This is a genomic window from Phytohabitans rumicis (genome assembly GCF_011764445.1).
Lineage (GTDB): Bacteria > Actinomycetota > Actinomycetes > Mycobacteriales > Micromonosporaceae > Phytohabitans > Phytohabitans rumicis.
In genome coordinates this window covers 2,608,343-2,633,117 of sequence record NZ_BLPG01000001.1, presented here as the reverse complement: position 1 = coordinate 2,633,117, position 24,775 = coordinate 2,608,343, and the positions used below count along the sequence as shown (strand labels likewise).

The window sequence follows — 24,775 nt, the reverse complement described above, 5'->3', positions numbered from 1 at the left end:
GACGCCGGACCGCGTCGCGGCAGCTCAACATCTTTTGATTTCTTCACCCTCACCGCGAGACGTCTCACGCCAACTCTGCCTTGAAGCCCTGCCGCCACGACGGATAGCGCAGCGTCCAGCCGAGCTCCCGCTTGGCCTTGGCGTTGGAGAAGCCGCGCCCCTCGGTCATGACCGCCACCGCGACCTGCCCGGCCAGCGGCCGGGCCAGCCACGCGGGGACCCGCATCGGCGGCTTCGCCCCCGCACACTCCGCCAGGTAGGGCAGCCACTGGTTGGCCGGTGCCGGCTCGTCGTCGACGATATTGAACAGGCCCCGGGCCTGCTGCTCCACGGCCAGGACGGTGGCGCTGGCCGCGTCGTCGAGGTGCACGAACGAGGTGTGGCCGCGCCCGCCCCCGACGACCGGGAATTGCCGCTTGCGCACGGGCTCGACCAGGTCGTCGGTGGCGCCCGGCCCGTAGAGCCAGCCGTACCGCAGGACCGCGCCGTCCGCCTTGCCCACCACGTCCTCGAGGTGCCGGATCGCCACCATCCCGGGGTGCGCCGGCGTCCCTTCGTGCAGGTCCAGCGGGTCCTCCTCGGTCTTGACCCAACCGCCCTCGCGGATCCCGTTCCAGCCGGCGTAGCTCTGCGCGACGAAATGGGGCACGCCGGTCGCCTCGGCCGCGGCCAGCAGGTTGTCCGTCGCCTCGGTGCGCAGCCGGTTGGTGGTGGCGAACCACCGATCCATGTGCTTCATGTCCGCCTTGCCGGCGTGCGTCACGGAAATCGCGGTCATCTGGTGCACGATCACGTCCGGCCGGGCCGCGGCCACCGCCGCGCTGACCGACGCCGCGTCCAGCCCGTCCATCACGACGCCCTCCGCGCCCAACCGCGCCAGCAGGCCCAGCTTGGCCGCGCCCGTCGTCGTAGCCGTCACCTGGTGGCCCCGGTCCACCAGTTGCGGCACGAGCCGTTGCCCCAGGACCCCGGTTCCACCTGCCACGAATACCCGCATGACCAACACCTTCTCCGTCTCAAGAACTTGTCCTTCAGCTCTGAGACGAGGCAGCCCGGCCATCTGTGATGTGAGCCGGGCCACCCCTCCGTGATCAAGGCGTCCTTCAAGTCGCTAGAACGACTTGAAGGACGCCTTGATCACGGGTTAGGCGAGGCTGGCGACGCCGCGAGGCAGGAAGCGTTGGCCGGTCACTCGCTCGGACGTGCCGGTGCGGTCCAGGTACGGGGTGATGCCGCCCAGGTGGAACGGCCACCCGCCGCCCAGGATCAGGCACAGGTCGATGTCCTGCGCCTCGGCGACCACGCCCTCGTCGAGCATGAGCCGGATCTCCTGGGCGAGCGCGTCGAGCGCACGCTGGCGTACCTGCTCGGCGGTCGACGGCTGGTCGCCCACCGCGAGCAGCGCAGCGACCTCCTGGTCGACCTCGTTGTCGACCAGGAGGGGCCGGCCGGCCTCGGCGAGCCGCTTGAGGTTGTCGCTGACCGCGAACCGGTCCGGGAACGCGGCGTGCAGGATGCCGCCCACGTGGTACGCCACCGCCGGCCCGACGAGCTGGAGCAGCGGGAGCGGGCGCATGGGCAGGCCCAGCGGGTCGAGCGCCTCGTTCGCCACGTCCAGCGGGGTGCCCTCGTCCACGGCCGCGAAGATCTCGCCGAGGAAGCGGGTCAGCAGCCGGTTGAACACGAACGCGGGCGCGTCCTTGACCAGCACGCAGGACTTGCGCAGCTGCTTGCCCACCGCGAACGCGGTGGCCAGCGTGGCGTCGTCGGTGCGGTCGGCGCGGATGATCTCCAGCAGCGGCATGACCGCCACCGGGTTGAAGAAGTGGAACCCGACGACCCGCTCGGGGTGCTCCAGGTCGGCGGCCATCGCGGTCACCGAGAGCGAGGAGGTGTTGGTCGCCAGCACCGTCTCCGGCGAGACGATCTTTTCCACCTCGGCCCAGACCTGCTTCTTGACGCCGAGCTCCTCGAAGACCGCCTCGATCACCAGGTCGGCGTCGGCGAAGGCGCCCTTGTCCACCGAGCCGGTCACCAGGCCGCGCAGCTTGGCCGCCTTGCCCGCGTCCAGCCGGCCCTTGGAGGCGAGCTTGTCGATCTCGGCGTGCACGTACGCCACGCCCTTGTCGACCCGGGTCTGGTCCAGGTCGGTGAGGACGACCGGCACCTCGAGGCGGCGGGCGAAGAGCAGCCCGATCTGGCCCGCCATCAGCCCGGCGCCGACGACGCCGACCTTGGTCACGTCGCGGGCCAGCGCGGGCGACGGCGCACCGGCCGGTCGCTTCGCGCGCCGCTGGACCAGGTCGAAGGCGTACAGGCCGCTGCGCAGCTCCTCGCTCAGCACCAGGTCGGCCAGGGCCTCGTCCTCGGCGGCCGTGCCGTCGGCGAACGGCGCGTCCTTGGCGAGCGCGAGCAGGTCAAGCGCCCGGTACGCGGACGGCACCGCGCCGTGCAGCCGCTCGTCCAGCGTCTTGCGGGCGAAGAACAGCACGCCGTCCCACATGTCCTTGTCGACCTCGGGCCGGGTGACGGTCACCTCCCCGCGTACGACGCCGGCCGCCCACTCCAGGGACCGCTCCAGGAAGTCGGCCGCCTCGAGGAGCACGTCGGCGATGCCCAGCTCGGCCACCTGCGCCGGCCTGAGCATCTTGTTCTGCATCAGCGGGTTCTGGATGATCACCTGGGCCGCGGCCGGGATGCCGATCAGGTTGGGCAGCAGTTGGGTGCCGCCCCAGCCGGGCACCAGGCCGAGCAGGACCTCGGGCAGCCCGACCGCCGCGGCGCCGCCGGACACCGTCCGGTAGTGGCAGTGCAGCGCCAGCTCCAGGCCGCCGCCCATGGCCGCGCCGTTCACGAACGCGAACGTCGGCACCGCGCTGTCCTTCAGCCGCGCGAACACCTTGTGGCCGAGCCGGCCGACCTCCAGGGCCTGCTCGCGGTCGGTCACCAGCGGCAGGCCGGTGAGGTCCGCGCCGACACAGAAGATGTACGGCTTGCCGGTCACCGCGATGAACGCCGGGTTGGCGGCCAGCGCCTCGGTGATGGCGGCGTCCAGGCTGGCCAGCCCGCCCGGGCCGAAGGAGTTGGGCTTCTTGTGGTCGAAGCCGTTGTCCAATGTGATCAGTGCGGCCCGCTTGTCGAGGCCGGGCACGTCGACGAAGCGCAGGAGCGACTTGGTGACGACCTCGTTCGGAAACTCCGTGCTCACTTGCCCTCCCACGCCGGGTTCTCCCAGATGACCGTGCCGCCCATGCCGATGCCGATGCACATGGCCGTCAGGCCGTACCGCACCTCGGGGTGCTCGGCGAACTGCCGCGCGAGCTGGGTCATCAGCCGTACGCCGGAGGACGCCAGCGGGTGGCCGACCGAGATCGCGCCGCCCCACGGGTTGACCCGCGGGTCGTCGTCGGCGATGCCGAAGTGGTCGAGGAACGCCAGCACCTGCACGGCGAACGCCTCGTTCAGCTCGAAGAGGCCGATGTCCTCGATGGACAGCCCGGCGATGCGGAGCGCCTTCTCCGTCGACGGGATCGGGCCGTACCCCATGATCTCCGGCTCGACGCCGACGAAGCCGTACGACACCAGGCGCATCCCCACCGGCAGGCCCAGCTCGCGGGCGACGTCCTCGGCGGCGAGCAGGCTGGCGGTGGCGCCGTCGTTGAGGCCGGCGGCGTTGCCCGCGGTCACCTTGCCGTGCGCGCGGAACGGCGTCTTCAGCGTGGCCAGCTTTTCCAGGCTGGTCTCGCGGGGCGCCTCGTCGACGGTGGCGAGACCCCACCCGGTCTCCGGGTCGCGCACGGCCACCGTGACCAGGTCGGGCTGGATCTTGCCGTCGGCGTACGCCTTGGCGGTCCGCTCCTGCGACGCGAGGCCGAACGCGTCCGCGCGGGCCTTTGTGATCTGCGGCACCCGGTCGTGCAGGTTCTCCGCGGTGGCGCCCATGACGAGCGCGGAGGGGTCGACCAGCTTCTCGGTCAGGATGCGCGGGTTGGGGTCGACGCCCTCGCCCATCGGGTGCCGGCCCATGTGCTCGACGCCGCCCGCGATCGCCACGTCGTACGCGCCCATGGCGATGCCGCCGGCGACGGTGGTGACCGCGGTCATCGCGCCGGCGCACATCCGGTCGATGGCGTACCCGGGAACGGTCTTGGGCAGGCCGGCGAGCAGGGCCGCGGTGCGGCCGATGGTCAGCCCCTGGTCGCCGATCTGCGTGGTGGCCGCGATGGCCACCTCGTCGACGCGCTCGGGCGGGAGCTGGGGGTTGCGCCGCAGCAGCTCGCGGATGCAGCGGATGACCAGGTCGTCGGCGCGGGTGTTGGCGTACATGCCGCCCGCCTTGCCGAACGGGGTGCGGACGCCGTCGACGAAGACGACATCCCGGACTTGACGGGGCACGACGGGCCTCCTCGTGGGGTTTTACGTCTGCCCGGGATGCTACTCGTCGGTAACTAGGGTTGCGCTGTGGTACGGGTCACTCGGGGTCGCGGAGCGCTCCGGCCAGCTTTTCTCCGATCAGGCCCACCTGCCAGGCCCGCGCGCCGTAGCCGCGCAGCGTCGCGGAGACCGTCTCCGGGGAGATCTCCTCGGGCGGCGTCCAGGCGAGCCGCCGTACGGAGTCCGGCGTGATCAGGTTTTCCGGCGGCAAGGTGTACGCGCCGGCGGTCGTGGTGACCACCTCGCGGCACCGGGCCAGGCGCGCCGCCGCGATGGGATCCCGCTCGGCCCACCGGTGCGGGGGTGGCGGACCGTCGAGCGGCGGGTTGACCGGCAGGGCGTCGTCGGCCAGCGCACGGGCCTCGGCCAGCGCGTCGATCCAGGTGCGGGCCAGCCGGCGTACCGAGCGGCCACCGAACCCGGGCAGGGTCAGCAGCGTCCGCTCGTCCTTGGGATCCAACTCGGCGGCGGCGATGATCGCCGCGTCGGGCAGGACCCGGCCGGGTGCCGAGTCACGCCGGGAGGCGATCTCGTCCCGGGCGTACCACATCGCCCGTACCCGGGCCTGCGCCCGCGCCCCGCGGATGCGGTGGATGCCGGACGTGCGCCGCCAGGGGTCCGGGCGCGGCCGCGGCGGCTGCGCACCCCACGCCACCAGCGCGGCGAACTCCTCGGCCGCCCACTGGTCCTTGCCCTGCGCCGCGAGCTCGGCGGCGAGCTTGTCGCGCAGGTCGGCAAGGAGCTCCACGTCCAGCGCGGCGTACGTCAGCCACGACTCCGGCAGCGGCCGGCTGGACCAGTCCGCCGCCGAATGATGCTTTTCGAGGGTGTAGCCAAGTAGCTGTTCGGTCAGTGCCGCCAACCCGACTCGCTCGAATCCGGCTAGCCGAGCGGCCAATTCGGTGTCAAATAGGCGACGTGGTCGCAGGCCGAGATCGGCCAGGCAGGGCAGGTCCTGGCTGGCGGCGTGCAGCACCCATTCGGCGTCCGCGATGGCCTCGTCGAGCGTGCGCAGATCGCCGAGCGGCAAGGGGTCGATCAGCACGGTGCCGGCGCCGGCCCGGCGCAGCTGCACCAGGTACGCGCGCTGCGTGTACCGGTAGCCGGACGCGCGCTCGGCGTCCACCGCCACCGGCCCCGTGCCCGCGGCGAAACGCGCCACGACCTCGGCAAGCTCGTGCGGTGTCGCCACCGGTGTCGGGGTGCCGTCGCGGGGTGCGGTGAGCGGAACGGGCCCGCCAGGCGTTGGGTCGGGCCCCACGTTCTCGGGTGCCGGAAGCTGCCGGCTGTGTGGTCCGTCCCCTGCTTGGCGTTGCGCGGCCCGACGGCGCAGGGGTGGTTCGTCGGTCACCCGACAACCGTAGTGTGATCGCCGGCCGGCAACGAGCAGCCGGTGCCCGGCGCGTCTCCTGGGTCACGTGACAGCATGAAGGAGACAAATGTCGTTTCCGACGGGTACGGCCGCCGGGTTGTGTCGGGATGCGACCGTGGAACGCGTGTCTCAGGGGAGGGCGAGATCTCGATGGCCGCTGGGTATGACCCACTGTCCGCGCAGCCCGGAGCACCGCTGCCTGGACCACGCCACTCGGTCGACGACGTGATGAGCGTGTCACCGGGTACGGCCGGGCCGGCGTCGGGCCCACCCGACGACGCGATGTACCGGCCGGGCGGCGACACCATGTACCGGCCCGGGCCGTTGCCGCCCGTCGGGTCGCCCGTACCGTCCCCGGGCTATTCGCCCGCGGCGTTCCCCGCGCCCGCGTACCCCCTCTCGGCGCCGCCGATGTCCGCGCTGCCGGCGGAACCGTACGGCGGCCCGCCGCCGCGTGCCCGTGGCCGTGGCCGGTGGACCTGGCCCGGCCTCGCGGCGCTGGCCATGGTCGTCGTCCTCAGCGCCGTGGCCGGCTGGCAGGCGGTCCAGATCCGCGACCTGCAGGGCCGGGTCGTCGACGGCGAAAAGCAGGTGGCCGACGCGCAGGCCGCCGACAAGACCCGCATCGACTCCATCGAGGAGCGCACGACCGACCTGGAGACCGAGGCGGGCAAGGCGTTCAACCCGGAGGCGATCTCGTCCGAGGTGCTGCCCAGCGTCTTCCGCGTATCGGCCGGCCAGTTCACCGGTACGGCGTTCGCGGTCGGGAAGCAGACCGGGTCGACGACGAACCTCTTCACGAACTACCACGTCGTCGAGTCGGTCTGGGAGGCCGGCCAGCGCGAGGTCTTCATCGAGCGCAAGGACCAGCGGTGGCCCGCCACGATCGTCAAGGTCGACGAGGAGGACGACGTCGCCCAGCTGCGAACGAACAACAAGTTCACCGGGCTGACGATGGCGACCGAGGCGGTCAAGTCCGGCCAGCAGATCGTGGTGATCGGCGCCCCGCTCGGGCTGGAGGACACCGTGACCACCGGCGTCGTGAGCGCCATCCGCAAGGACGAGGACGGCACCGGCACGGTGATCCAGTTCGACGCGCCCATCAACCCCGGTAACTCGGGCGGCCCGGTGATCAACGCGGCCAAGCAGGTGGTCGGCATCGCGACCGCCAAGGCCCGGGACGCGGAGGGCATCGGCCTGGCGGTGCCGATCAAGACCGCTTGCGACGACTTCAAGATCTGCTGATTCGTGCCCCTCGCGCGTCGCTCCGGCGCGCGCCCACCTTCCGCGCCGCTCAGGCGTGGCACCTGGAGGAACGATGTCCTACCCCCCGAGCGCTCCGGGCGGTCCTTACCCGCCGCCGGGAAGCGTCCCGCCGGACCCGCCGACGCAGCCGATGCCGGCCGGCAACGAGCAGGCGTACACCATCCCGACGGGGTCGGTCCCCGCCGCGGCGTACCCGCCGCCGGACCCGACCGCCGCGTACCAGCAGCCGGAGCCCACCTCGGTCCCGCCCGCGCCGCAGCCCCCGTACGGCGTGCCCGCCCAACCGGCGCCCGCCTCTCCGGCTCCGGGGTACGCCACCGGCTACCCGCCCGCCGCTCCGGGGTACGCCCCGGCCGCTCCTGGGTACCCCCCGGCCGCCCCGGGGTACGCCCCGGCCGCCCCCGGATACGCCCCGGGCGCCGCCGCGATCCCGCAGCCCGCCGCGGCGCCGCCGGTCTCGGCCGCGCCGTACCCGCCGGCCGGCTACGACGCCACCCCGGGATACGCCGCCGCCCCCGGGTACGACCCGGCATCCGCCCCGCCGGCCGGACCGCCGCTGTCCGCGCCCCCGCTGTCCGGGGTGCCCTACTCCGGCCCGCCGATGTCCGGCTCGCCCTACGGCTCCCCGTACGGCGCCGTCACCCCGCCGCCCAAGCGGGGCCAGGCCACCCTGATCCTGGGCATCGTGGCCGTGCTGCTCTTCATCCTCGGCGGCGTCATGACCGGGCTGTTCATCAGCAAGTCCAGCGACCTGACCGCCACCGAAAAGACGATGAACGAGCAGGTCAGCACGCGTGACAGCGAGATCTCCGCGAAGACCACCGAGATCGACAACCTCAAGCGCGACCTGCAGGCGGCCCAGGACAAGGCGGGTCAGCTCGAAACCGACCTGACCGGCACCCAGAACGCCAAGGACCAGACCGAGAAGGAAAAGGCGGCGATCGCGAGCTGCCTCAACGCGGTCACGGCATTCCTCGACGCGCTGGCGTCCGGCAACACGGCGAGCGCCGAACGCGCCGCCAACGCCCTGGAAAAGCCTTGCAACGAGGCCGAAAAGTACCTCTAGCCCTTTTCCTCCCGTCCCTCCGGCCCGTCCCCTGACACGCCCGCTCGCGCTCCACATCGCCGCGCGCGCCGCTCTCCTCGTCGATCAACGCTTTGTGCGTCGATCAGGGGCAGGCCGCGTCGATCAAGGGCTGGTGCGTCGATCAAGGGCTGGCTCGTCGATCAAGGGCTGGTGCGTCGATCAAGGGCGAATGGTCGTGGTTTGATCTCCGATCCGCGGCCGTTTGCCCTTGATCGACGGGGAATTCCTTGATCGATGCCCGCGGTGGGCGGTGGTGCGGGCTCGGATAGGCCGTGCGCGACTGGGCAGCGCCGCTCGCGCGGCGGCCGTGCCACGGCCTTCGTACGGCCCAGGGTTTCTGCGCGCACGCCGCGCACGCCGCGCCTGTCCACGCACGTCGCGCACGTCGCGCGCGGGCGCGTCGATTAAGGCTTTGTGCGTCGATCAAGGGCGAATGGTCGTGCTTTGATCTCCGATCCACGACCGTTTGCCCTTGATCGACGCGAAGGTCCTTGATCGACGCCCGCGCCGGCTGGCGCCGGGCCGGCGTCCGTGCCGGGCCGGCGTCCGTGCCGGGCCGGCGTCCGCGCTGGGCTGGCGCGCGCGGGCAGGGCCGGGCGGGTGCGGGTAGGCGCGCGTGGGGGCGTGGAAGTTAGGCGGTGACGCGGCGTTCGTGGAGGGCGGTTACGCCGGGTGGTGGGAGGCCCGCGGTGGAGGCGAGCAGCGCGCACCACGCCAGCAGGTGGGCGCCGAGGTCGTCGCCGACGGGTGTCCAGGAGGCCCGGATCTCGATGTCGGCGGCCGCGGGCGGGCCGGCCAGGTCGCCGAACCGCGTCGAGGTGGTCTGGGTGATGGTGCCGCCGACCGCCGTGTACGTGGCGTCCTCGGCTTCGAGCGCGTCGGTGAGCCAGGTCCAGCCCACGGCGGGCAGCAGCGGGTCGGCCGCGAGGTCGGTCTCCAGTTCGGCGGTGACGTACGTGACCAGGCGCAACGTGCCGTCCCACGCCTCGTGGCCGGCCGGGTCGTGCAGCAGGATCAGCCGCCCGGTGGCGACCTCGTCGCCGTCCTTCATGACGAGCCCGCTCAGCGCGTAGGCGTACGGGGCGAGCCGCTGCGGGGCGGCCACCTCCTCCAGGAGGATCTCCGCGCGCGGCGTCACGGCCTTCAACCCGGCCACGGCCCGCGTGAAGGTCTCCGGATACCCGGTGGGGGACGCCATAGTTCGCAGCCTAAGCCGATCACGGCCAGCGCGGGGGACCGCCGCGCCGACGGGCCGGGTCGCCGTGGCACCATGGCCGACGATGACAACCACGAATCCAACCGAATCGGCGTTCGTCCGGGCCTGCCGCGGCGAGTCCGTGCCACACACGCCGGTGTGGTTCATGCGGCAGGCGGGACGGTCGTTGCCGGAGTACCGGAAGGTGCGGGCCGGCATCCCGATGCTCGAGTCGTGCCGCCGCCCGGACCTCGTGGCCGAGATCACCCTCCAGCCGGTACGCCGGCACGGCGTCGACGCCGCGATCCTCTTCAGCGACATCGTGGTGCCGGTGGCGGCGGCCGGTGTCGACCTCGACATCGTGCCGGGCACCGGGCCGGTGGTGGCCGATCCGATCCGTACCCCGGAAGATCTTGATCGGCTCCGTGCGATCACGGCGGCGGATGTCTCCTATGTGGACGAGGCGGTGCGGCTGCTGGTCGCCGAGCTGGGCGGCACGCCGCTGATCGGGTTCGCGGGGGCGCCGTTCACGCTGGCCAGCTATCTCGTCGAGGGCGGGCCGTCGCGCACGCACGCGAAGACCAAGACCATGATGTACGGCCAGCCGGAGCTCTGGCACGCCCTGTGCGCGCGGCTTGCCGAGATCACGCTGGAGTTCCTGCGGGTGCAGGTGGCCGCGGGCGTGTCCGCCGTGCAGCTGTTCGACTCGTGGGCCGGCGCGCTGTCCGAGGCCGACTACCGGCGCTACGTGCTGCCGCACTCGACGTACGTGTTGAACGGGCTGGCCGGCACCGTGCCGCGGATCCACTTCGGCGTGGGCACCGCGCAGCTGCTCGGCGCGATGGGCGAGGCCGGGGCCGACGTGGTGGGCGTGGACTGGCGTACCCCGCTGGATGCCGCGGTGCCGCTGATCGGGCCGGGCAGGTCGGTGCAGGGCAACCTGGACCCGTGCGCGCTCTTCGCGCCGTGGCCGGTGGTGGAGGCCGAGGTGCGGCGGGTGCTCGCCGAGGGCCGGGCCGCCTCCGGGCACATCTTCAACCTGGGCCACGGCGTGCTGCCGGAGACCGATCCGGACGTGTTGGGCCGGGTTGTGGACCTAATCCACGAGGCGAGCGCGGCTAGCCAGGCGTAGCGACTGCCAACTGCCGTCGGCGTGCCAGCCGCCGTCCACCGACAGGGCGGCACCGTTGATGAACGCCGCCCGCCCGGGATCGGCCAGGAAGGACACCGCCTGGGCGACGTCGTCCGGAGTGGCGAAGCGTCCCATGGGAACGTGGTCGGTGATGTCCGCGTCGCCGTACGCGCCCTCGGCCTGGGAGGCGACGTCCATCTCGGTCTTGACCCAGCCGGGGCAGACGGCGTTGACCCGTACGCCGCGCCCGCCCCACTCGGCGGCCAGCGTGCGGGTCAGCCCGATGAGGCCGTGCTTGCTGGCGTTGTACGCGGCGCGGTCGGCCACGCCGCGCAGCCCCGCCACCGAGGCGATGTTGACGATCGCGCCCGCGCCGGCGGCCAGCATCCGCCGGCCGAACTCCCGGCTGAGCAGGAACGGCCCGGTCAGGTTGACGTCGAGCACCGTGCGCCAGTCGTCGAGCGTGGTCTGCTCCAGCGGCGTGATGAACGCGACGCCGGCGTTGTTGACCAGCACGTCCACCCGCCCGAAGCGCTCATCGACCGCCGCGGCGAACGCGGTCACGTCGGCCTCGGAACTCACGTCTCCGGTCCAGGCGAGATCCGCGGTCACCGGCTGCCGGTCGAGGAGCGCCAGGGCGTACCCCTCGGCGGCCAGCACCTCCGCCACCCGCCGCCCGATCCCTCGTGCCGCCCCGGTCACCACCGCCACGCGTTGCTCAGTCACCCCCGAAGCCTAGGGTGGGCGGCGAAGAACGCCCAGATCAGATCCGTGGCGACCACGCCGGCGTCGGGGGCCGCGAGCTGCCCTTGGGTGGCGCCCGGCCAGCTGTGCCCCATGTCCGGCAGCCGGTAGACGACCACCTCGCTGCCGTCCTCGCAGGGCGCCGTGGTCCGCGAGGCCGTCGCCGAGCCGCGGACCGGGGCCGGGCGGGACGGCGTGCAGCCCACCCGTTCCTGCCACGCCTGGATGCCGCCGTCGAACTGGTCGGCGAACCGGTCCTGCGCGCCGATGAACGTCAGCACCGACACCGGGCTCTTCGGCGCGTAGCTCGCCTCCGTCGGTTTCGTGCCGATGAACCCGCCGCTGACCGGCGCGATCGCCGCGAAGGTGTCGGGCAGTTCGACGGCCAGCTTGAAGCTCATGTCGCCGCCGTTGGAGATGCCGGTCAGGTAGATCCGGTCCGGGTCGGCCTTCCAGACGGTCTTCAGCTCGTCCACCAGCGCCTTGACGAAGGCGACGTCGTCCTGGTCGCCGCAGCACACCAGCGCGTTGAAGCCGCCATTCACGCCGTCCGGGTAGGCGGTCAGAAAGCCCGCCTTGTCGGCCTGCGCGTCCAGGCCGATCATCTCCTGCAGCCCCTGGCCGTCGCCGGGGTAGAAGTGCAGGCCGATCACCACCGGAACGGGCCGGCTCGCGTCGTACCCAGCCGGGGCGTGTACCCGATATGTGCGCTCGATCCCGCCCGACGACAGCGTCAATCGATGGTCACCGGCCGTGGGTGTGAAGGACGGCTCGGGCGGGGGAGAAGGAGTGGGCGAGGAGCAGGCGGCGAGCAAAAAGACCATCAGAAAGAACACACCCCGTGTCATCGAGCGACCTTGGCATGTGCCGCGAACGTCACACAACGCCAGGCCCGGATGTCGATGCGCAGTCGAGACCTGACAGTGTGGAGCCGTGCACAAACCGCCACGCGTCGCCGTGGTAGGCGGCGGAATCGCCGGGTTGGCCGCCGCGCTCCGGCTGCGGGACCGCGCGCCCGCCGGCACGACCATCATCGTGTACGAGCAGAGCGGCGCCCTCGGTGGCAAGCTGCGCACCGGTTCGGTGGCGGGGTCGATCATCGAGTACGGCGCGGAAGCGTTCCTGGTCCGCGATCCCGAGGGTGGCGACTCGGCCGCCGTGACGCTCGCGCGCCGGGTGGGGCTGGCGCCGGACCTGGTCAACCCGGCTATCGGGCAGGCGGCGGTCGCGATCGACGGCACGCTCCTGCCCCTGCCGGGCGGGACCCTCCTCGGCGTACCAGGAGATCTAGATCGGCTGGACGCGGTGGCGCGGGCGGACGCGGACCGGGACCGGGACGGCGGCGGTCCGCTGCTGGGGCCGGAGGAGGACGTCGCCGTCGGCGCGCTGGTGCGGCGGCGGCTGGGCGGCGAGGTGGTCGACCGGTTGGTGGATCCGCTGCTCGGCGGGGTGTACGCGGGGCGGGCCGACGGGCTGTCGCTGGCGGCGACGATGCCCGGACTGGCGCGGGCGGCGCGGTCCGAGCACACGCTGACCGGGGCGGTGCGGGCGGCGCTGGCCGCGGCGCCGCGCCCGCCCGGCACGCCCGTCTTCGCGACCGTCACCGGCGGGGTGAGCCGGCTGGTGGCGGCGGTCGCGGCGGCGTCCGGTGCGGAGATCCGGCTGGACGCGCCGGTCCGCGAGCTGACCCGCAGCTCAGCCGGATGGCGGGTCGGAACGGACACAGTGGACGCGGTCATCCTCGCCCTGCCCGCCCGCCCGGCCGCCCGACTGCTCAATGTGGACGCGGTGGTGGACTACGCGAGCGTGGCGCTGGTGACGCTGGCCGTGCCGGCGCCGGAGCTGCCGCGGCTGTCCGGTTTTCTGGTCCCGGCGACCGAGGGCACGCTGACGAAGGCGGCGACCTTCTTCACGACGAAGTGGGCCCACATGCGGCGTGCGGACGGGGTGGCGCTGGTGCGCGCGTCGGTGGGCCGGTACGGCGAAGAGCCCGCCCTGCACCGCCCGGACGCGGAGCTGGCCGCCGCCGTCCACAGCGAACTGTCCACATTGGTAAGTGTCGACCTGCCGGCGCCGATCGGTGTACACGTGCAGCGGTGGGGCGGCGCGCTGCCGCAGTACGCGCCGGGGCACCTGGACCGGGTGGCCGCGCTGCGGGCGGCGCTCCCGCCCACGCTCGCGCTCGCCGGCGCCGGGTACGACGGCGTGGGCATCCCGGCGTGCGTGCGTTCCGGCGAGGCCGCCGCCGACGAGGTGATGAAAGGATGGGGCACATGAGCGAGACGAACGCGGGCCGGATCAAGGAGCTGAACGCCACGATCCGGTACACGATGTGGTCGGTGTTCCGCGCCGCCGCGCCGCTGCCGGCGCTGCGCGAGCCGTTGGCCGGCGAGGTGGACTCGCTCTTCGAGCAGCTCGCCGCCAAGGACGTGGTGGTGCGCGGCAGCTACGACGTGTCCGGCCTGCGCGCCGACGCCGACCTGATGGTGTGGTGGCACGCCTCGTCCGCCGACGCGCTCCAGGAGGCGTACGGGCTGTTGCGTCGCACCGCCCTCGGCCGCCACCTGGCCCCGGTGTGGTCGCAGATGGCGCTGCACCGGCCGGCGGAGTTCAACAAGAGCCACCTGCCCGCGTTCCTGGCCGGCGAGGAGGCGCGCGCGTACGTGTGCGTCTACCCGTTCGTACGCTCGTACGAGTGGTACCTGCTGCCGGACGAGGAGCGCCGCGAGATGCTCGCCGAGCACGGCCGGATGGCGCGCGGCTACCCGGACGTGCGGGCCAACACGGTGGCATCGTTCGCGCTGGGCGACTTCGAGTGGATGCTCGCGTTCGAGGCGGACGAGCTGCACCGGATCGTCGACCTGATGCGTGACCTGCGGGCCTCCCGGGCCCGGCGGCACGTCCGCGAGGAGGTCCCGTTCTTCACCGGTCGCCGCCGCTCGGTGGCCGAGCTGGTCGCGTCGCTGCCCTAGGGCGTTTCTGGTGGATCTTGTGGGTGCGAGACGAGGTCCAGGCGGCGGTCCGGTGGTGCCGGGCGGAAGGTCGCATACCGGTGTTGTATGTGGCCTTCCGCCCGGTGCCGCCGGTCGTCGTCTGGATCCGCCGCAGCCCCACAAAGATCCACCAGAAACGCCCTAGCCATCGGCACGTGGGGAATGCCGTCCTCGATGAACTCCGGGCCGGTGGGCCGGAAGCCGTAGCGCTCGTAGAAGCCCACCAGGTGGGACTGGGCGTCCAGCACGCAGGGGCGGTCGCCGACCACGTCGAGGGCGGCCGCCATCAGGCGACCGGCGGCGCCGGTGCCACGCTCGGCCGCGACCACCAGGACCCGGCCGATCCGTGCGACACCGCCGGGGTCGTCCAGGATCCGGAGGTACGCCGTTGGCGTCCCGCCCGACGAGAGCCAGACGTGCCGGGTCCCCGGCTCGGTGTCCCGCCCGTCCAGTTCGGGGTAGGCGCACTTCTGCTCGACGACGAACACGTCCACCCGCAGGCGCAGCAGCTCATACAGCGTGCGCCCGTCCAACTCGGCAAACTCCGCGACGTGAACCTCCACGCCCCGATCGTAGGCCGCCGCGCCCCGACCGAGAGTTGATCAGGGAGTGGCTCGGGCGTGTGGCCGCGTGTCCCAGGAGCGCGCCCCTGATCAACGCGATCATCGGGCACACGGCGCGGAGGGCGCGCGGCGCGGAGGGCGCGGAGGGCGCGCGGACGTGACGCGGGGCTGCCTGCGCGGTTCGTCGATCAAGGGATTCCGCGTCGATCAAGGGCAAACGGTCGTGGATCGGAGATCAAACCGCGGCCGTATGCCCTTGATCGACGCGGAAAGCCTTGATCGGCACGCGCGACCAGGCGCGGCGGGGGACAGGCGAGGGGCTAGCCCGGGTGGACGCCGACGGCGTCCTGGATTTTGAAGCCGTGCTCGGTGTCGGCCGAGCGGGCGCAGTGCGCGCAGCAGTAGAACCGGCCGGACACCTCCACGCCGTGCCCGACGATCTTGCATTGGCAGTGCTCGCACACCGGGGCCAGCCGGTGGATCGCGCATTCGAACGAGTCGAACACGTGCGTGTCGCCGCTGATCGTCCGTATCTCGAACGCCAGCCAGTAGTCGTTGCCGCAGACTTCGCAGATCGCCATGGTGACAAACACCTCCAAACGGGAGCTTTGCCCATCGCGCCCGAGTCGGCAACCGGAACACCAAGATCAGGTTGGGTGCGGCTCTTCGACAAGCCGACGGCGATTCTCAACAGCACATCGCTGGGGCGCATTGGCCGGCGCGCGATTCCTTCTCACGTTACTTCTAAAAGTCACGGTGTGTCGCTTCCGGCTGGCGGGTCGTGGCCGGGCAAAGCTCGATACCGGCGAACCTGAAAAACGCCGGAGGAGCAACGTGATCAAGAGAAACAAGCTGTTCGGTACGAAGACCCGAGTGACGTTCTGCCTGCCCAAGGACGCGCCCGCAGGCTCGGTGAGCGTGGTGGGCTGTTTCAACCAGTGGGAGCCGGGCCGGCACGAACTGGTGCCGCGCAAGGACGGCACCCGTACGGTGACGGTCAAGCTCGAACCCGGCCGGTACCGGTTTCGCTACCTGGCGACCGGTGGTGTGTGGCTGGACGACGAGCACGCCGACCGCGTCGACCACGAGGGCGGCGAAATCATCCTGTGAACCCGTGAACCGGCAGGGCGTTCCTCACGTAGTACGAGCAATCGCCGTGAGGAACGCCCTGGCCACGAGGTCATAGCCGGCAAAACCGGCACAGCCCCACCCCGGGCTGGTCTGAGTGGACAAATGGCGTTACCTTCGGGTCGCGATGTATGGCGCATGGACAGTCATGCGTCCCAAGGGGAGGCTCCCCTGGGCGGGGGCATTACAGAGGAGCGGGGTGAGTCCGCCTTGACGGGTACTCCAGGCGTCGGCAATGTGCACGCCACACAGGACCAGCTCAACAAGATGGCCGAGCGCTGCCAGACCGTCCGTGAGCGCCTGGCTACCGGCATGGCGCAGTTGCTCGACCAGGTCACCGATCTGAGCGGCACCGGCATGAGCGGTTCGGCCAACGCGGCGCTGCAGAACGTGTCCAGCGACCTGAACAACGGCCTTACGAAGGTCCTGAACGCGCTAGACGAGCTGTCCGGCAAGATCAGCAATGCCTCGACGGAATACGGCGTCAACGACGAGGACGCGGCACAGACCATCCGGCAGGCAGCGGCGGAGACCGGCGACGGTGCCGTCATCAGCGCCCTGCGTGGCTGACGTTCTTATCCGTAGTCGAGACACTCGAGAGGCGACACTGCAATGACTGACATCCCAATCAGCTACAACTTCGCCGCCATCGGCGACGTGGCGACCGCGATCGGCACGTACTCCGGCAACCTGGACGTCGAGCTGGGCGATCTGTACAACGACTTCAAGACCCTCTTCGCCCAGGACTGGCAGGGCGCCGCCGGCCAGGCGTGCGAGGACGCCCAGCGCCAGTGGAACGACGGGGCCAACGAGATCAAGTCGGCGCTGATGCGCCTGGGCCAGGCTCTCGGGGCATCCTCCGAGCGCATGCAGAGCGTCGACCAGAAGATCTCGGCCGGCTTCTGACGGACACGGGTGTCCCGGCGAAGCGCGGTGGCGCCTTCGCCGGGACCCGTCGTCTGTGGCACTGGGCAGCGCGTAATACCGTTCGATCAGGATCGGGGGAGGCACGATGGCGATTCCGGACGAGGATAGCGGCAGCTCGACCTACACCTACGAGTCCTTCGCGGACCCGGAGGACGTCAAGGTCAAGGTCACGGACCTGGTCACGTACTACCAGGAGATGTCGAAGCTGTCCGGTGACGCCGCCGGGGCGGCGAGCAAGGCGATGTCCGAGATGAGCATGCTCGTGCAGGACGCGCTGAATACGCCATTGGAGGGCCAGATCCTCCCGGAGGGCCAGCAGGCCGCCCGGTTCCTGCGCGGCCGGATCAGTGACTTCCGGCACTTCGTCGGTGACGTGACCATCGGTGTCGTCAACATCGGTGGGGCAGCCGCCGTCGTGGCGGAGATGTACGCCAACACCGACAACGCGAACGGCGCGAACGTCAACGACATCGGCTTCGTCTTCGGTGACACCGACGCGAACGGGCCGCGCGGCTTCCGCAAGACCGAGACGTTCCAGGAGATGCAGCAGCGGCTGGCCGCGGAGGCCGGCACGAACGCGATGTCCCTGACGGCCGACAACTCCATGGCCACCAGCACCGCCCCGTACCCGTACGGTGCCTACTACACGTTCGCGGACGGCTCCCAGAAGCACGTCCACTCGAGCACCGAGATCAACGCGAACGGCGACGTCGTCTACGTGACCACCACCACGATCTACGCGGCGGACGGCAAGACGATTCTCTCCACCCAGACCGACAAGCGCGGCACGACCAGCGACGGCCGGCAGACCACCAGCACGACCAGCACGACCGGCTCGGGCGCCGACCAGCGGTCGACCACCAACACCACGACGGAGAACAGCGACGGCAGCGTCACGGTCGTCAACGAGACCAAGACCGGAGACGCGAAGCCGGACGTCACCGAGACGACGGTCCGGCGCGACAGCCACGAGGACGGCGAGGTCGAGACGCCCGTCGAGGACGCGGCCGAGACGCTCGACTCCGATGGCCAGCAGCACACCGTCAACGACTACGGCATGGCGTAGGGGTCGGTCATGGCGGGCGAAGGCGACTACTTCGGGTACACCCCATCGCAAAACGAAGACCTGATGGAGAACCGGCGGATGGCGCGCCGGATGGGCGAGGACATCTCGCACTACCCGCCGCCGCAGGGCGACGACCAGTACATCGATCCGACGCCCAACTTCGAGAAGCAGTTCGGGGACAGCCTGAAGCCGGGCGACGAGACGCGCGCCTACTACGCGAACGGCATCGAGGATATCTACAAGCGGATCATGAGTCAGGACCCGGTCGTGCTGCACCGGCTCGCCGACCAGTGGTGGCAGCTGCACGACGTTCTCCAGGATCTGCGCAGCCGGGTCCTGAACGCCGCCAAGAACCTCAAGGAGGGCGGCGACGGCGAAGGCGGCAAGGGTGGCTGGACCGGCGCCGGCGCCGACGCGTTCCTGGCTCGCGGCCCGGGCGCCACGCTCAAGTCGATCGACGACTGGGAGCAGGCCGCCTTCAACAACTGGATGGGCACGCTCGCGCTGGCCAGCGCCATGAGCCAGCGCCGGGGCGAGATGGAGCGGCTGTACCAGCAGTACAAGGACTCGATGGTCTCGATGAGCAGCATGTGGCTGGACAACCCGCAGAACGCCGACATCGACGGCAAGAAGTACTCCTCCATCAACGCGATCCCGAAGGGCAGCTACCAGGCGGACAACTACATCACCTGGATGCGCAACGCCCAGCTCGGCTGGCACTACAAGGCCCAGAAGATCCAGTACGACATGGCGCAGGACTACTGGCGCACGATGAGCGAGGACTACGCCGGCGGCCGGGCCACGGTCTACGAGGGGCCGGGCGACGCGGTCCTGCCCAACCCGGAGTTCATCGCCAGGTACGGCATGCCGAACTTCGGCCCGCCGCCGAAGATCCAGACGCCCACCAACATCAACCCCAACATCACCGCGCTGAACGACAAGAAGCCCGACGTCAGCGGGTTGAAGGACAAGCTCGGCAACGTCGACCCGGACATCAAGGCGCCGACCACCGACGACATCACGAAGCCGGACATCGACACGCCGACCGCGACCCCGCCGAGCATCACCACGCCGACCGTGACGCCTCCGGTTGGCCAGCTGCCCGTGGTGCCGCCGGTCGTTCCGCCGGGACTGCCGCCCGGTGGCCCGGGCAAGCTGCCCGCCCTGGGCCCGGGTGGGCTGCCGACCGCGCCCGCCACCAGCGGCCTGCTGAAGAACCTGGGCGGTGCCGGGCCCGGCGTGCTGCGCGCCGGGATGACGCCGCCGTCGCCGGAAGGTGGTCTGCCGCCGGGCATGCCACAGCGCGGCACGCAGGCGCCGCCACCGCCGACGATCAAGGGCCGGGGGCCGGGCTCCGGCACGCCGCACCCGCCGCAGGGCAAGCGCGGCACGGACGGGCCCGAGCAGGCAAAGCCGGGTACGCCCGGCACGCCCGGCGTCAGCGACCAGTTCGGCGGTCCGCCCGGCACGCCCGCCTCGCCGGTGCTGCGCAACCCGCACGCGAACCCGCCAGCGCCGTCCCGAGGTGGTGGCAACCCGCGCCGCGGCACGCCCGGCGTGAGCGGCGGCCAGAACCCGGGCGGCAGCGGCCCACCGTTGCACCCCGGCGCCACCACACCGCCGGTGCTGAGCCGGCCGCAGCAGCGCAGCCCGCAGGCCGAGCCGCCGGCGCGTCCGGGCACGGCGCCGCCCGTACCCAATGCGCCGCTGAACCCGCTGGCTCCGCCGCCGCGGCCGACGGCGAGCCCGGTGGTCGGACGCTCCGCCCGGCTCGACCCCGGCGCGCCGCCGCCGCCGGAGCCGACCGCCGGCGTCATGCGCGGCAAGCGCAACGACGGCATCGCCGGGTACGAGGGCGAGATCGGCTCGCGCAAGCGGTCCGCCCAGGAGCCGCAGGTCTCGGTCGACGATGAGTTCGACAACATCCGCCGGATCCTCGACCGGGAGGGCGCGTGGACCGTGGACACGCCGGGCGGTGGTGTCCTGGACAGCGGACCGGCTCGTTCCGCCGCGCCGTCGGCGGAGCCCAAGCCGACCCTCGGCGCATGAGGCCGGCCACACTCGCCGCCGCACTGCTCCTGGCGTTCGTGGCCGGCTGCTCCGGCGGCGGCGACGCCAACACGCCTGGTGACGGTGAGATCCCGTTGCCGCCGCTCGCGTCGGACAGCCCCGCCACGTCCGCGCCGGCCGCGGCCGGCGTCGTCTACACGCTCTCCGGCGAGCTGTGCGAAAAGGCCGACCAGAGCCCGCTCGTCGACCTCTACCCCAAGGAGGACGCCGCGCGGCTCGTCAACACCGAAAAGCTGTGCGTGACCCGGCGTACGTCGACCGAGCGCAGCGTCAGCCTCACCATCGACGCCGACCTGCTGCAGACCGAGGCGGCCGCGAAGCTCTTCGTGGAGACCGGCCGGCGGCTCGCGAAGCGGCCGTACACCGACGTCGACGGCGCCGGCACTGACGCGTTCTGGAGCAGCGACAAGGACGACGTGAAGCTGACCAGCTACCACGGCAACCTGGTGCTGGAGGTCGAGGCGGCCGTGAACGTCGCCGACGGCATGCCAGCCGACATCGTGCCGCGGCTGGTCCGGATCGCCGCCGGCACATACGCCAAACTGGCACCATGACCGCCGCCGACCCGCCGGACCTGGCCCCGGGAGCGCGCTTCGCGATGAGCGTGATCCACCCCGGGTCGCCGACGCTGCAGGTCCGGTACCGGCAAGGCGTGCTGGTCACCCCGTACGGCTTTCCGGACTGGCCGCTGTGCGCGCGGGCGGTCGTCGAGCTGCCGCCGCCCGACGCCGGGCTGACCCGGGACGAGCAGCGCGTGGTGGACGTGCTGGCGGCCAACGAGGCGATGGCCCGCGCCGCCGCCGAGCCGGCCGGCGATCCACTGTGGACGGCAGCCACGACGCCGGTCGGCTGGTGCTGGGCGCACGTGGGCGCGCCCGACCCGCCCCGGCGGTTAGCGCTGGTGCCGGCCGAGCTGCACGCGGCGTTCCGGCACGCGGGCGGGGTGCGGCTGCTGCCCTCGGCCGGGCGAGGGCTGCGCGTCGACCCCGAGCCGGCATCCGCGCGGCGGGCGCCGGGCGAGCCCGTACCCGATGATCTGCTCGACCTGCTGGAGAGCGCGCTCGGCTGGCCGTTGCCGCCGGCATACCGGCGGTTTTTGGCCGAGACCAACGGTGCCGGGCCCGCGGCGCCCGGCGTCCTTTCCGGGTACGGCTTGGTCGCCGACCAGCCGTTCTTCGGGATCGCCCGGGACGACCGGCACCAGGATCTGTCCTATGTGGTGGAATGGGTGCGCGACCGGCTCACCGTCGACTTCCTGCCGATCGGGTACGTCCAGGGCGGCCTGCTCGCGGTCAAGGTGTCCGGCGGCGACCTCGACTCGATCTGGTACTGGGACGACGACGATCCCCGCGACCGCGACGCGTACGACGCCGAGCACATCTGCGCCCACCTGCTGTACCGGTGCGCGGACAGCATCGACGACCTGTGGACCGCGCTGGCCCGCCCGGCGGAGGCGCTGTTGCGGCTGGCCGGGGAGTGGGCCGAGCGCGGCCAGGTCACCCAGGTACGCGACGAGGCGGTCGGCGCCGGGCTCCCCGCACGTGCCCGGGCCCCGTGGCAGCCGGCGCCGGTGTCCGGCCAGGACCCGCTGACCTCCCTCTTCGAGGCGCGATGACCACCCCGTGGACCCCCGCCAACGACGTGGAGCGCCGGCTGCACGACGCGGTACGCGCCGGCGACCAGGCCCAGGTGATGCGGATCCTCGCGGTCAGTCCCTTGGTGGTGCCCGGCTTTGCGTCCGCTGCCTCGTCCGATCCGCAGCAGCGGTTGCTCACCCGGGAGCGGGACGGCGTGCCGTACCTGCTGGTCTTCACCTCGCCGGAGGCGATGCAGCGGGCGGTCGAGTCGGACGGGTGGCGGCAGACCAGCCTGCAGGAGGTCGTGCAGCGCACGCCCGCCGGGTGGGGGCTGGCGATCAACCCGGTCACGCCGATCGGGGTGCTGGTCAACCCGGACGACCTGCCCACGCTGGTGCCCACGCAGGCGACCGTGGCCGGCTTCGTACCGGCCAACGAGGTGGAGCGCCTGCTGCGCGACGCACTGGTCGCGCCGGACCCGGACGTCTTCCTCGACGTCCTGGTGACGGCGCGGGTGATCGTGCCGACCCGGGCGCTGGACCTGGACGGCGCGCCGACCGTGCCGGTCTTCACCTCCCCGGAGCGGTACGAGGAGTGCCTGGGCGACGCCGGCGTGCCGACCAGGACCATGGACTTCGTCGCGATGCTCCAGCAGTGGCCCGGTACGGAGTACCGCCTCGCGGTCAACTTCGGCTCGCCCATCGCCGTCATGCTGCACGGTGAGCAGATCCCGGAGCTGCTCGCGCACGCCGTAGAACTGGCCCGCCGGTTCGACGGCCCCACGTCGACCGTCGTTCCGGTGGTGGTCCCGTTTCCCGACGACGACATCGACCCGCCGGTGCCGCTGCCCCCGGGCGACATCGGGGATCTGCTGCGCGGCCAGGGTTGATACTGTCGAATGAGCCGACGGGGAGGTGAGGCGTGGAGCGTCCGCAGTGGTCAGCGATCCGTGGGGTGATCGACCAGCTTCAGCACTCCCTGGAAAGCGCGGCGCAGACCCGGCAGCAGGTCATGGAGGTCACCGGCACCGCCTGGTCCGACGACAAGTTGATCAAGGCGGTCGTGGGCCCGCGGGGCCAGCTCATCGAGCTGGAGATCGACCCGCGCGTGTACCGCACCCCCAACTCGAAGGCGCTGTCCGCGACGATCCTGTCCACGGTCCGCGCCGCGGTCGAAGACGCCAACAAGAAGACCCGCGAGATCGTCGACAAGATCATGCCCAAAGACCCGGGACCCGGCCTGATCGGAAAGACGGATTTCGACGTACTGATGGAAAGTCACGACGCCGATCTGCCGCACGCGTTGAAGAAGAACGAGGAGGACGGCCGTGGGTACGTATCTTAATATCGACGACGATCCCAACGAGGTCGGCGGCCGGGGCGCGATCCTGCGGTCGATGGCCACGTCCTTCAACAGCAAGGCCCAGGCCATCGCCGGCGAGATCGAGACGATCGAGGCCGAGCAGCCGTGGGGCGCCGACAGCTACGGCACCGCCTTCTACGAGACGTACAACGTGACGCCGGAGGGCAGCGAAGGGCCGCTCCGCGAGGCCATCGTGGACAACCTCAACGAGGCCGGCGAGCGCCTGACCAAGGTCGGCGACGGCACCATCCTCGCGATGTCGGAGTACCAGGGCACCGACGACGACAATCGCAACCAGATCAACCGGACCAAAATCGTCTGACATGGCCCATCCGATCGTCCGTACCGTGGCCGCGCTGTGCCTGGCGGCGGCGACCTGCGCCATCGGGGCGACCCCCGCGGCCGCCGCCCAACGGGCGCCGAACTGCGCCGACCCCGGCCAGGTGATCGACACGGTGCCCTGGGCGCAGCGGATGCTCGGGCCCGAGAGGGTCTGGCCGTTCACCCGTGGGGGCGGCGCGACCGTCGCGGTGCTGAGCACCGGCGTCGACGCCGGCCAGGACCAGCTGGGCAACCAGGTGACCGAGGGCTTCGACGCGGTGGCCGGCAGCGGCCCGGCAAACGACGACTGCCTTGGCCTGGGCACCCAGGTGGCCGGCGTCATCGCCGCGCAGCAGACCAACGCGATCGGGTTCGCCGGGCTGGCGCCGCGGGTCACGATCGTGCCCATCCGGGTGGTCGACACCGTCTCCAGCCTCAGCGTCATCGACCCGGGGCTGATCGCCAAGGGCATCGACGCCGCCGTGGCACGGGGCGTGCACGTGATCGCGGTGCCGGTCGTCACGTACACCGACAGCGCTGCGCTGCAGGACGCCGTCGACCGGGCGCTGGCCAGCGGCGCGGTCGTCGTCGCGGCGGTCGGTGACCAGGGCAACCGGCAAGGTGGCAGCGGCAAGCCGTACCCGGCGAGCTACGACGGCGTGGTCGGCGTCGGCGCCATCCAGGAGGACGGCGCCCGGTGGGCCAACTCCCAGCAGGGCGACTTCGTCGACATCGTGGCGCCGGGCGCCGGCGTCGTCACCCTGCAGACCGGCCGCGGCATGACGGTGGTCAACAGCACCGGCGTCGCCTGCGGCTTCGTCGCCGCCACGGCCGCCATGATCCACGCCCGGCAGTCCAGCCTGCGCGGCGACCAGGTCACGCGCCAACTCCTTGGTACGGCGACCCCGGCGGCTGGCGGTTCCGCGTACGGCCGCGGCGTGGTCAACCCGTACGCGGCGGTCACCGAACGCCTCGTCAACGGCTCGCCGGCACCACTGCCCGCCCTGGCGCCGCAGTCCGGTTCGGAGTCGCCCGCGTGGGCCCGCAGCCGCGAGCTGGCGCTGGCCGGGGCGGGGCTCGCCGTACTGGCCACACTGGCCGTACTGGTCGTCGCCGTGGTCCTGCCCGCGGCCGCCGCCGCTTCTGGCGCTCCGCCGTCGCCCCCATGCCCGCCCCCCGCACCGAACCCGAAGAGCCCGGCCCCCCATCCAACTCTTCCCCCGCCCCTAACACCGCCCCCGCTCGCCCGCGCCCCTCCCTGCGCTGCGTCGCCCTGCGCTGCGTCGATCAAGGGCATATGGTCGTGGTTCGATCTCTAAACCATGGCCGTATGCCCTTGATCGACGCAAAAGTCCTTGATCGACGCGGTGGAAGGGCTGGGTGGGTGGCGGCGAGGGCTACGCGGAGCGTCTGGCGCGAGGGCATGGGCTAGCGCCCGTCCGACTTGTCAGCTTTGTGAAGGCGTCGTCGTAGATGTTGACGCTCTTCTGCTGCCCCAACGACAGCAAGTCGTCAACATCCGCGACGCAGGACCTCTG

The 24,775-nt window shown here is 71.7% G+C and carries 24 protein-coding genes and 1 pseudogene; 16 read left to right on the top strand and 9 right to left on the bottom strand.

What is annotated here, in order from left to right; all coding sequences use genetic code 11:
- Nucleotides 1-64: 64 nt before the first annotated feature.
- The 4 genes from Prum_RS11310 to Prum_RS11295 form a co-directional block, all read right to left on the bottom strand.
- Entirely contained in the window at nt 65-997 is a 933-nt protein-coding gene (locus Prum_RS11310) for an NAD-dependent epimerase/dehydratase family protein (protein ID WP_173076263.1), read from the bottom strand.
- A 147-nt stretch (nt 998-1,144) separates the two neighbouring features.
- A complete protein-coding gene (locus tag Prum_RS11305; RefSeq protein ID WP_173076261.1) occupies nt 1,145-3,208 on the bottom strand; it encodes a 3-hydroxyacyl-CoA dehydrogenase NAD-binding domain-containing protein in 2,064 nt (687 codons plus the stop codon).
- Nucleotides 3,205-4,395: a thiolase family protein gene (locus Prum_RS11300; RefSeq protein WP_173076260.1), complete on the bottom strand. Its 1,191-nt coding sequence runs from the start codon at nt 4,393-4,395 to the stop codon at nt 3,205-3,207. The genes Prum_RS11305 and Prum_RS11300 overlap by 4 nt, the downstream gene beginning before the upstream one ends.
- 76 nt (nt 4,396-4,471) lie before the next feature.
- Nucleotides 4,472-5,785, bottom strand: a complete 1,314-nt coding sequence (locus Prum_RS11295; RefSeq protein ID WP_173076258.1) for an HRDC domain-containing protein — start codon at nt 5,783-5,785, stop codon at nt 4,472-4,474.
- A 171-nt stretch (nt 5,786-5,956) separates the two neighbouring features.
- On the opposite strand from Prum_RS11295, the gene Prum_RS11290 reads away from it, so the two are divergent.
- Together Prum_RS11290 and Prum_RS48785 are read left to right on the top strand one after the other, a co-directional pair.
- Nucleotides 5,957-7,051 carry a S1C family serine protease gene (locus Prum_RS11290; protein ID WP_246277815.1) on the top strand — a complete coding sequence of 365 codons (1,095 nt, stop codon included), beginning with the start codon at nt 5,957-5,959 and terminating at the stop codon, nt 7,049-7,051.
- A 73-nt stretch (nt 7,052-7,124) separates the two neighbouring features.
- Nucleotides 7,125-8,138 (top strand): hypothetical protein, encoded by a 1,014-nt coding sequence (locus Prum_RS48785; protein WP_178132644.1) that lies wholly within the window; start codon nt 7,125-7,127, stop codon nt 8,136-8,138.
- A 652-nt stretch (nt 8,139-8,790) separates the two neighbouring features.
- Here the strand turns inward: Prum_RS48785 and Prum_RS11280 are convergent.
- Entirely contained in the window at nt 8,791-9,357 is a 567-nt protein-coding gene (locus Prum_RS11280) for a DUF3000 domain-containing protein (protein ID WP_173076254.1), read from the bottom strand.
- 82 nt (nt 9,358-9,439) lie between these two features.
- On the opposite strand from Prum_RS11280, the gene hemE reads away from it, so the two are divergent.
- Nucleotides 9,440-10,486 (top strand): uroporphyrinogen decarboxylase, encoded by a 1,047-nt coding sequence (hemE, locus tag Prum_RS11275; protein WP_173076252.1) that lies wholly within the window; start codon nt 9,440-9,442, stop codon nt 10,484-10,486.
- On the opposite strand, the gene Prum_RS11270 is transcribed toward hemE, so the two are convergent.
- Together Prum_RS11270 and Prum_RS11265 are read right to left on the bottom strand one after the other, a co-directional pair.
- Nucleotides 10,451-11,212 (bottom strand): SDR family NAD(P)-dependent oxidoreductase, encoded by a 762-nt coding sequence (locus tag Prum_RS11270; protein ID WP_173076250.1) that lies wholly within the window; start codon nt 11,210-11,212, stop codon nt 10,451-10,453. The genes hemE and Prum_RS11270 overlap by 36 nt on opposite strands.
- The gene (locus Prum_RS11265) at nt 11,209-12,078 is read right to left on the bottom strand and encodes a CE1 family esterase (RefSeq protein WP_246277814.1); all 870 of its coding nucleotides are present in this window, start codon (nt 12,076-12,078) and stop codon (nt 11,209-11,211) included. Before Prum_RS11265 ends, Prum_RS11270 begins: the two co-directional genes overlap by 4 nt.
- 85 nt (nt 12,079-12,163) lie before the next feature.
- Here Prum_RS11265 and Prum_RS11260 point away from each other — a divergent pair, with 85 nt between their 5' ends.
- Nucleotides 12,164-13,507, top strand: a complete 1,344-nt coding sequence (locus Prum_RS11260) for a protoporphyrinogen/coproporphyrinogen oxidase (RefSeq protein ID WP_173076248.1) — start codon at nt 12,164-12,166, stop codon at nt 13,505-13,507.
- Nucleotides 13,504-14,202, top strand: a complete 699-nt coding sequence (gene hemQ / locus Prum_RS11255; RefSeq protein WP_173076246.1) for a hydrogen peroxide-dependent heme synthase — start codon at nt 13,504-13,506, stop codon at nt 14,200-14,202. Before Prum_RS11260 ends, hemQ begins: the two co-directional genes overlap by 4 nt.
- Before the next feature lie 161 nt (nt 14,203-14,363).
- On the opposite strand, the pseudogene Prum_RS11250 reads toward hemQ, so the two are convergent.
- Nucleotides 14,364-14,786, bottom strand: a pseudogene (locus Prum_RS11250) (GNAT family N-acetyltransferase); the annotation flags it as partial.
- Nucleotides 14,787-15,106: 320 nt separating this feature from the next.
- A complete protein-coding gene (locus Prum_RS11245; RefSeq protein WP_173076242.1) occupies nt 15,107-15,367 on the bottom strand; it encodes a metallothionein in 261 nt (86 codons plus the stop codon).
- Between the two features lie 253 nt (nt 15,368-15,620).
- Here Prum_RS11245 and Prum_RS11240 point away from each other — a divergent pair, with 253 nt between their 5' ends.
- The 11 genes from Prum_RS11240 to Prum_RS11190 all read left to right on the top strand — a co-directional run bounded on the left by Prum_RS11240 (nt 15,621) and on the right by Prum_RS11190 (nt 24,556).
- A complete protein-coding gene (locus Prum_RS11240; RefSeq protein WP_173076241.1) occupies nt 15,621-15,896 on the top strand; it encodes an isoamylase early set domain-containing protein in 276 nt (91 codons plus the stop codon).
- A 228-nt stretch (nt 15,897-16,124) separates the two neighbouring features.
- Nucleotides 16,125-16,484, top strand: a complete 360-nt coding sequence (locus Prum_RS11235; protein WP_246277813.1) for a WXG100 family type VII secretion target — start codon at nt 16,125-16,127, stop codon at nt 16,482-16,484.
- A 42-nt stretch (nt 16,485-16,526) separates the two neighbouring features.
- Nucleotides 16,527-16,820 carry a WXG100 family type VII secretion target gene (locus tag Prum_RS11230; protein ID WP_246277812.1) on the top strand — a complete coding sequence of 98 codons (294 nt, stop codon included), beginning with the start codon at nt 16,527-16,529 and terminating at the stop codon, nt 16,818-16,820.
- A gap of 106 nt (nt 16,821-16,926) precedes the next feature.
- Nucleotides 16,927-17,907, top strand: coding sequence for a hypothetical protein (locus Prum_RS11225; protein ID WP_173076237.1), 981 nt, complete (start codon nt 16,927-16,929; stop codon nt 17,905-17,907).
- A 9-nt stretch (nt 17,908-17,916) separates the two neighbouring features.
- Nucleotides 17,917-19,956 (top strand): hypothetical protein, encoded by a 2,040-nt coding sequence (locus Prum_RS11220; RefSeq protein WP_173076235.1) that lies wholly within the window; start codon nt 17,917-17,919, stop codon nt 19,954-19,956.
- The gene (locus tag Prum_RS11215; RefSeq protein ID WP_173076233.1) at nt 19,953-20,531 is read left to right on the top strand and encodes a hypothetical protein; all 579 of its coding nucleotides are present in this window, start codon (nt 19,953-19,955) and stop codon (nt 20,529-20,531) included. The genes Prum_RS11220 and Prum_RS11215 overlap by 4 nt, the downstream gene beginning before the upstream one ends.
- Nucleotides 20,528-21,592 (top strand): SMI1/KNR4 family protein, encoded by a 1,065-nt coding sequence (locus Prum_RS11210; RefSeq protein ID WP_246277811.1) that lies wholly within the window; start codon nt 20,528-20,530, stop codon nt 21,590-21,592. The genes Prum_RS11215 and Prum_RS11210 overlap by 4 nt, the downstream gene beginning before the upstream one ends.
- On the top strand, nt 21,589-22,443 hold the full coding sequence (locus tag Prum_RS11205; protein ID WP_173076231.1) for an SseB family protein: 855 nt from the start codon (nt 21,589-21,591) through the stop codon (nt 22,441-22,443). Before Prum_RS11210 ends, Prum_RS11205 begins: the two co-directional genes overlap by 4 nt.
- Nucleotides 22,444-22,475: 32 nt before the next feature.
- On the top strand, nt 22,476-22,898 hold the full coding sequence (locus Prum_RS11200; protein ID WP_173076230.1) for a YbaB/EbfC family nucleoid-associated protein: 423 nt from the start codon (nt 22,476-22,478) through the stop codon (nt 22,896-22,898).
- Nucleotides 22,882-23,238 (top strand): hypothetical protein, encoded by a 357-nt coding sequence (locus Prum_RS11195; protein WP_173076228.1) that lies wholly within the window; start codon nt 22,882-22,884, stop codon nt 23,236-23,238. The genes Prum_RS11200 and Prum_RS11195 overlap by 17 nt, the downstream gene beginning before the upstream one ends.
- A gap of 1 nt (nt 23,239) precedes the next feature.
- Complete coding sequence (locus tag Prum_RS11190; RefSeq protein WP_173076226.1) at nt 23,240-24,556, top strand: S8 family serine peptidase; 1,317 nt, start codon at nt 23,240-23,242, stop codon at nt 24,554-24,556.
- The last annotated feature ends 219 nt before the right edge of the window (nt 24,557-24,775 follow it).

Excerpts from the sequence above, each read along its gene's own strand:
- Prum_RS11310 (WP_173076263.1), bottom strand. The coding sequence starts at position 997 with ATGCGGGTATTCGTGGCAGGTGGAACCGGGGTCCTGGGGCAACGGCTC.
- Prum_RS11290 (WP_246277815.1), top strand. The coding sequence starts at position 5,957 with ATGGCCGCTGGGTATGACCCACTGTCCGCGCAGCCCGGAGCACCGCTG.
- Prum_RS48785 (WP_178132644.1), top strand. The coding sequence starts at position 7,125 with ATGTCCTACCCCCCGAGCGCTCCGGGCGGTCCTTACCCGCCGCCGGGA.
- Prum_RS11280 (WP_173076254.1), bottom strand. The coding sequence starts at position 9,357 with ATGGCGTCCCCCACCGGGTATCCGGAGACCTTCACGCGGGCCGTGGCC.
- hemE (WP_173076252.1), top strand. The coding sequence starts at position 9,440 with ATGACAACCACGAATCCAACCGAATCGGCGTTCGTCCGGGCCTGCCGC.
- Prum_RS11265 (WP_246277814.1), bottom strand. The coding sequence starts at position 12,078 with ATGACACGGGGTGTGTTCTTTCTGATGGTCTTTTTGCTCGCCGCCTGC.
- hemQ (WP_173076246.1), top strand. The coding sequence starts at position 13,504 with ATGAGCGAGACGAACGCGGGCCGGATCAAGGAGCTGAACGCCACGATC.
- Prum_RS11245 (WP_173076242.1), bottom strand. The coding sequence starts at position 15,367 with ATGGCGATCTGCGAAGTCTGCGGCAACGACTACTGGCTGGCGTTCGAG.
- Prum_RS11230 (WP_246277812.1), top strand. The coding sequence starts at position 16,527 with ATGACTGACATCCCAATCAGCTACAACTTCGCCGCCATCGGCGACGTG.
- Prum_RS11225 (WP_173076237.1), top strand. The coding sequence starts at position 16,927 with ATGGCGATTCCGGACGAGGATAGCGGCAGCTCGACCTACACCTACGAG.
- Prum_RS11220 (WP_173076235.1), top strand. The coding sequence starts at position 17,917 with ATGGCGGGCGAAGGCGACTACTTCGGGTACACCCCATCGCAAAACGAA.
- Prum_RS11215 (WP_173076233.1), top strand. The coding sequence starts at position 19,953 with ATGAGGCCGGCCACACTCGCCGCCGCACTGCTCCTGGCGTTCGTGGCC.
- Prum_RS11210 (WP_246277811.1), top strand. The coding sequence starts at position 20,528 with ATGACCGCCGCCGACCCGCCGGACCTGGCCCCGGGAGCGCGCTTCGCG.
- Prum_RS11205 (WP_173076231.1), top strand. The coding sequence starts at position 21,589 with ATGACCACCCCGTGGACCCCCGCCAACGACGTGGAGCGCCGGCTGCAC.
- Prum_RS11190 (WP_173076226.1), top strand. The coding sequence starts at position 23,240 with ATGGCCCATCCGATCGTCCGTACCGTGGCCGCGCTGTGCCTGGCGGCG.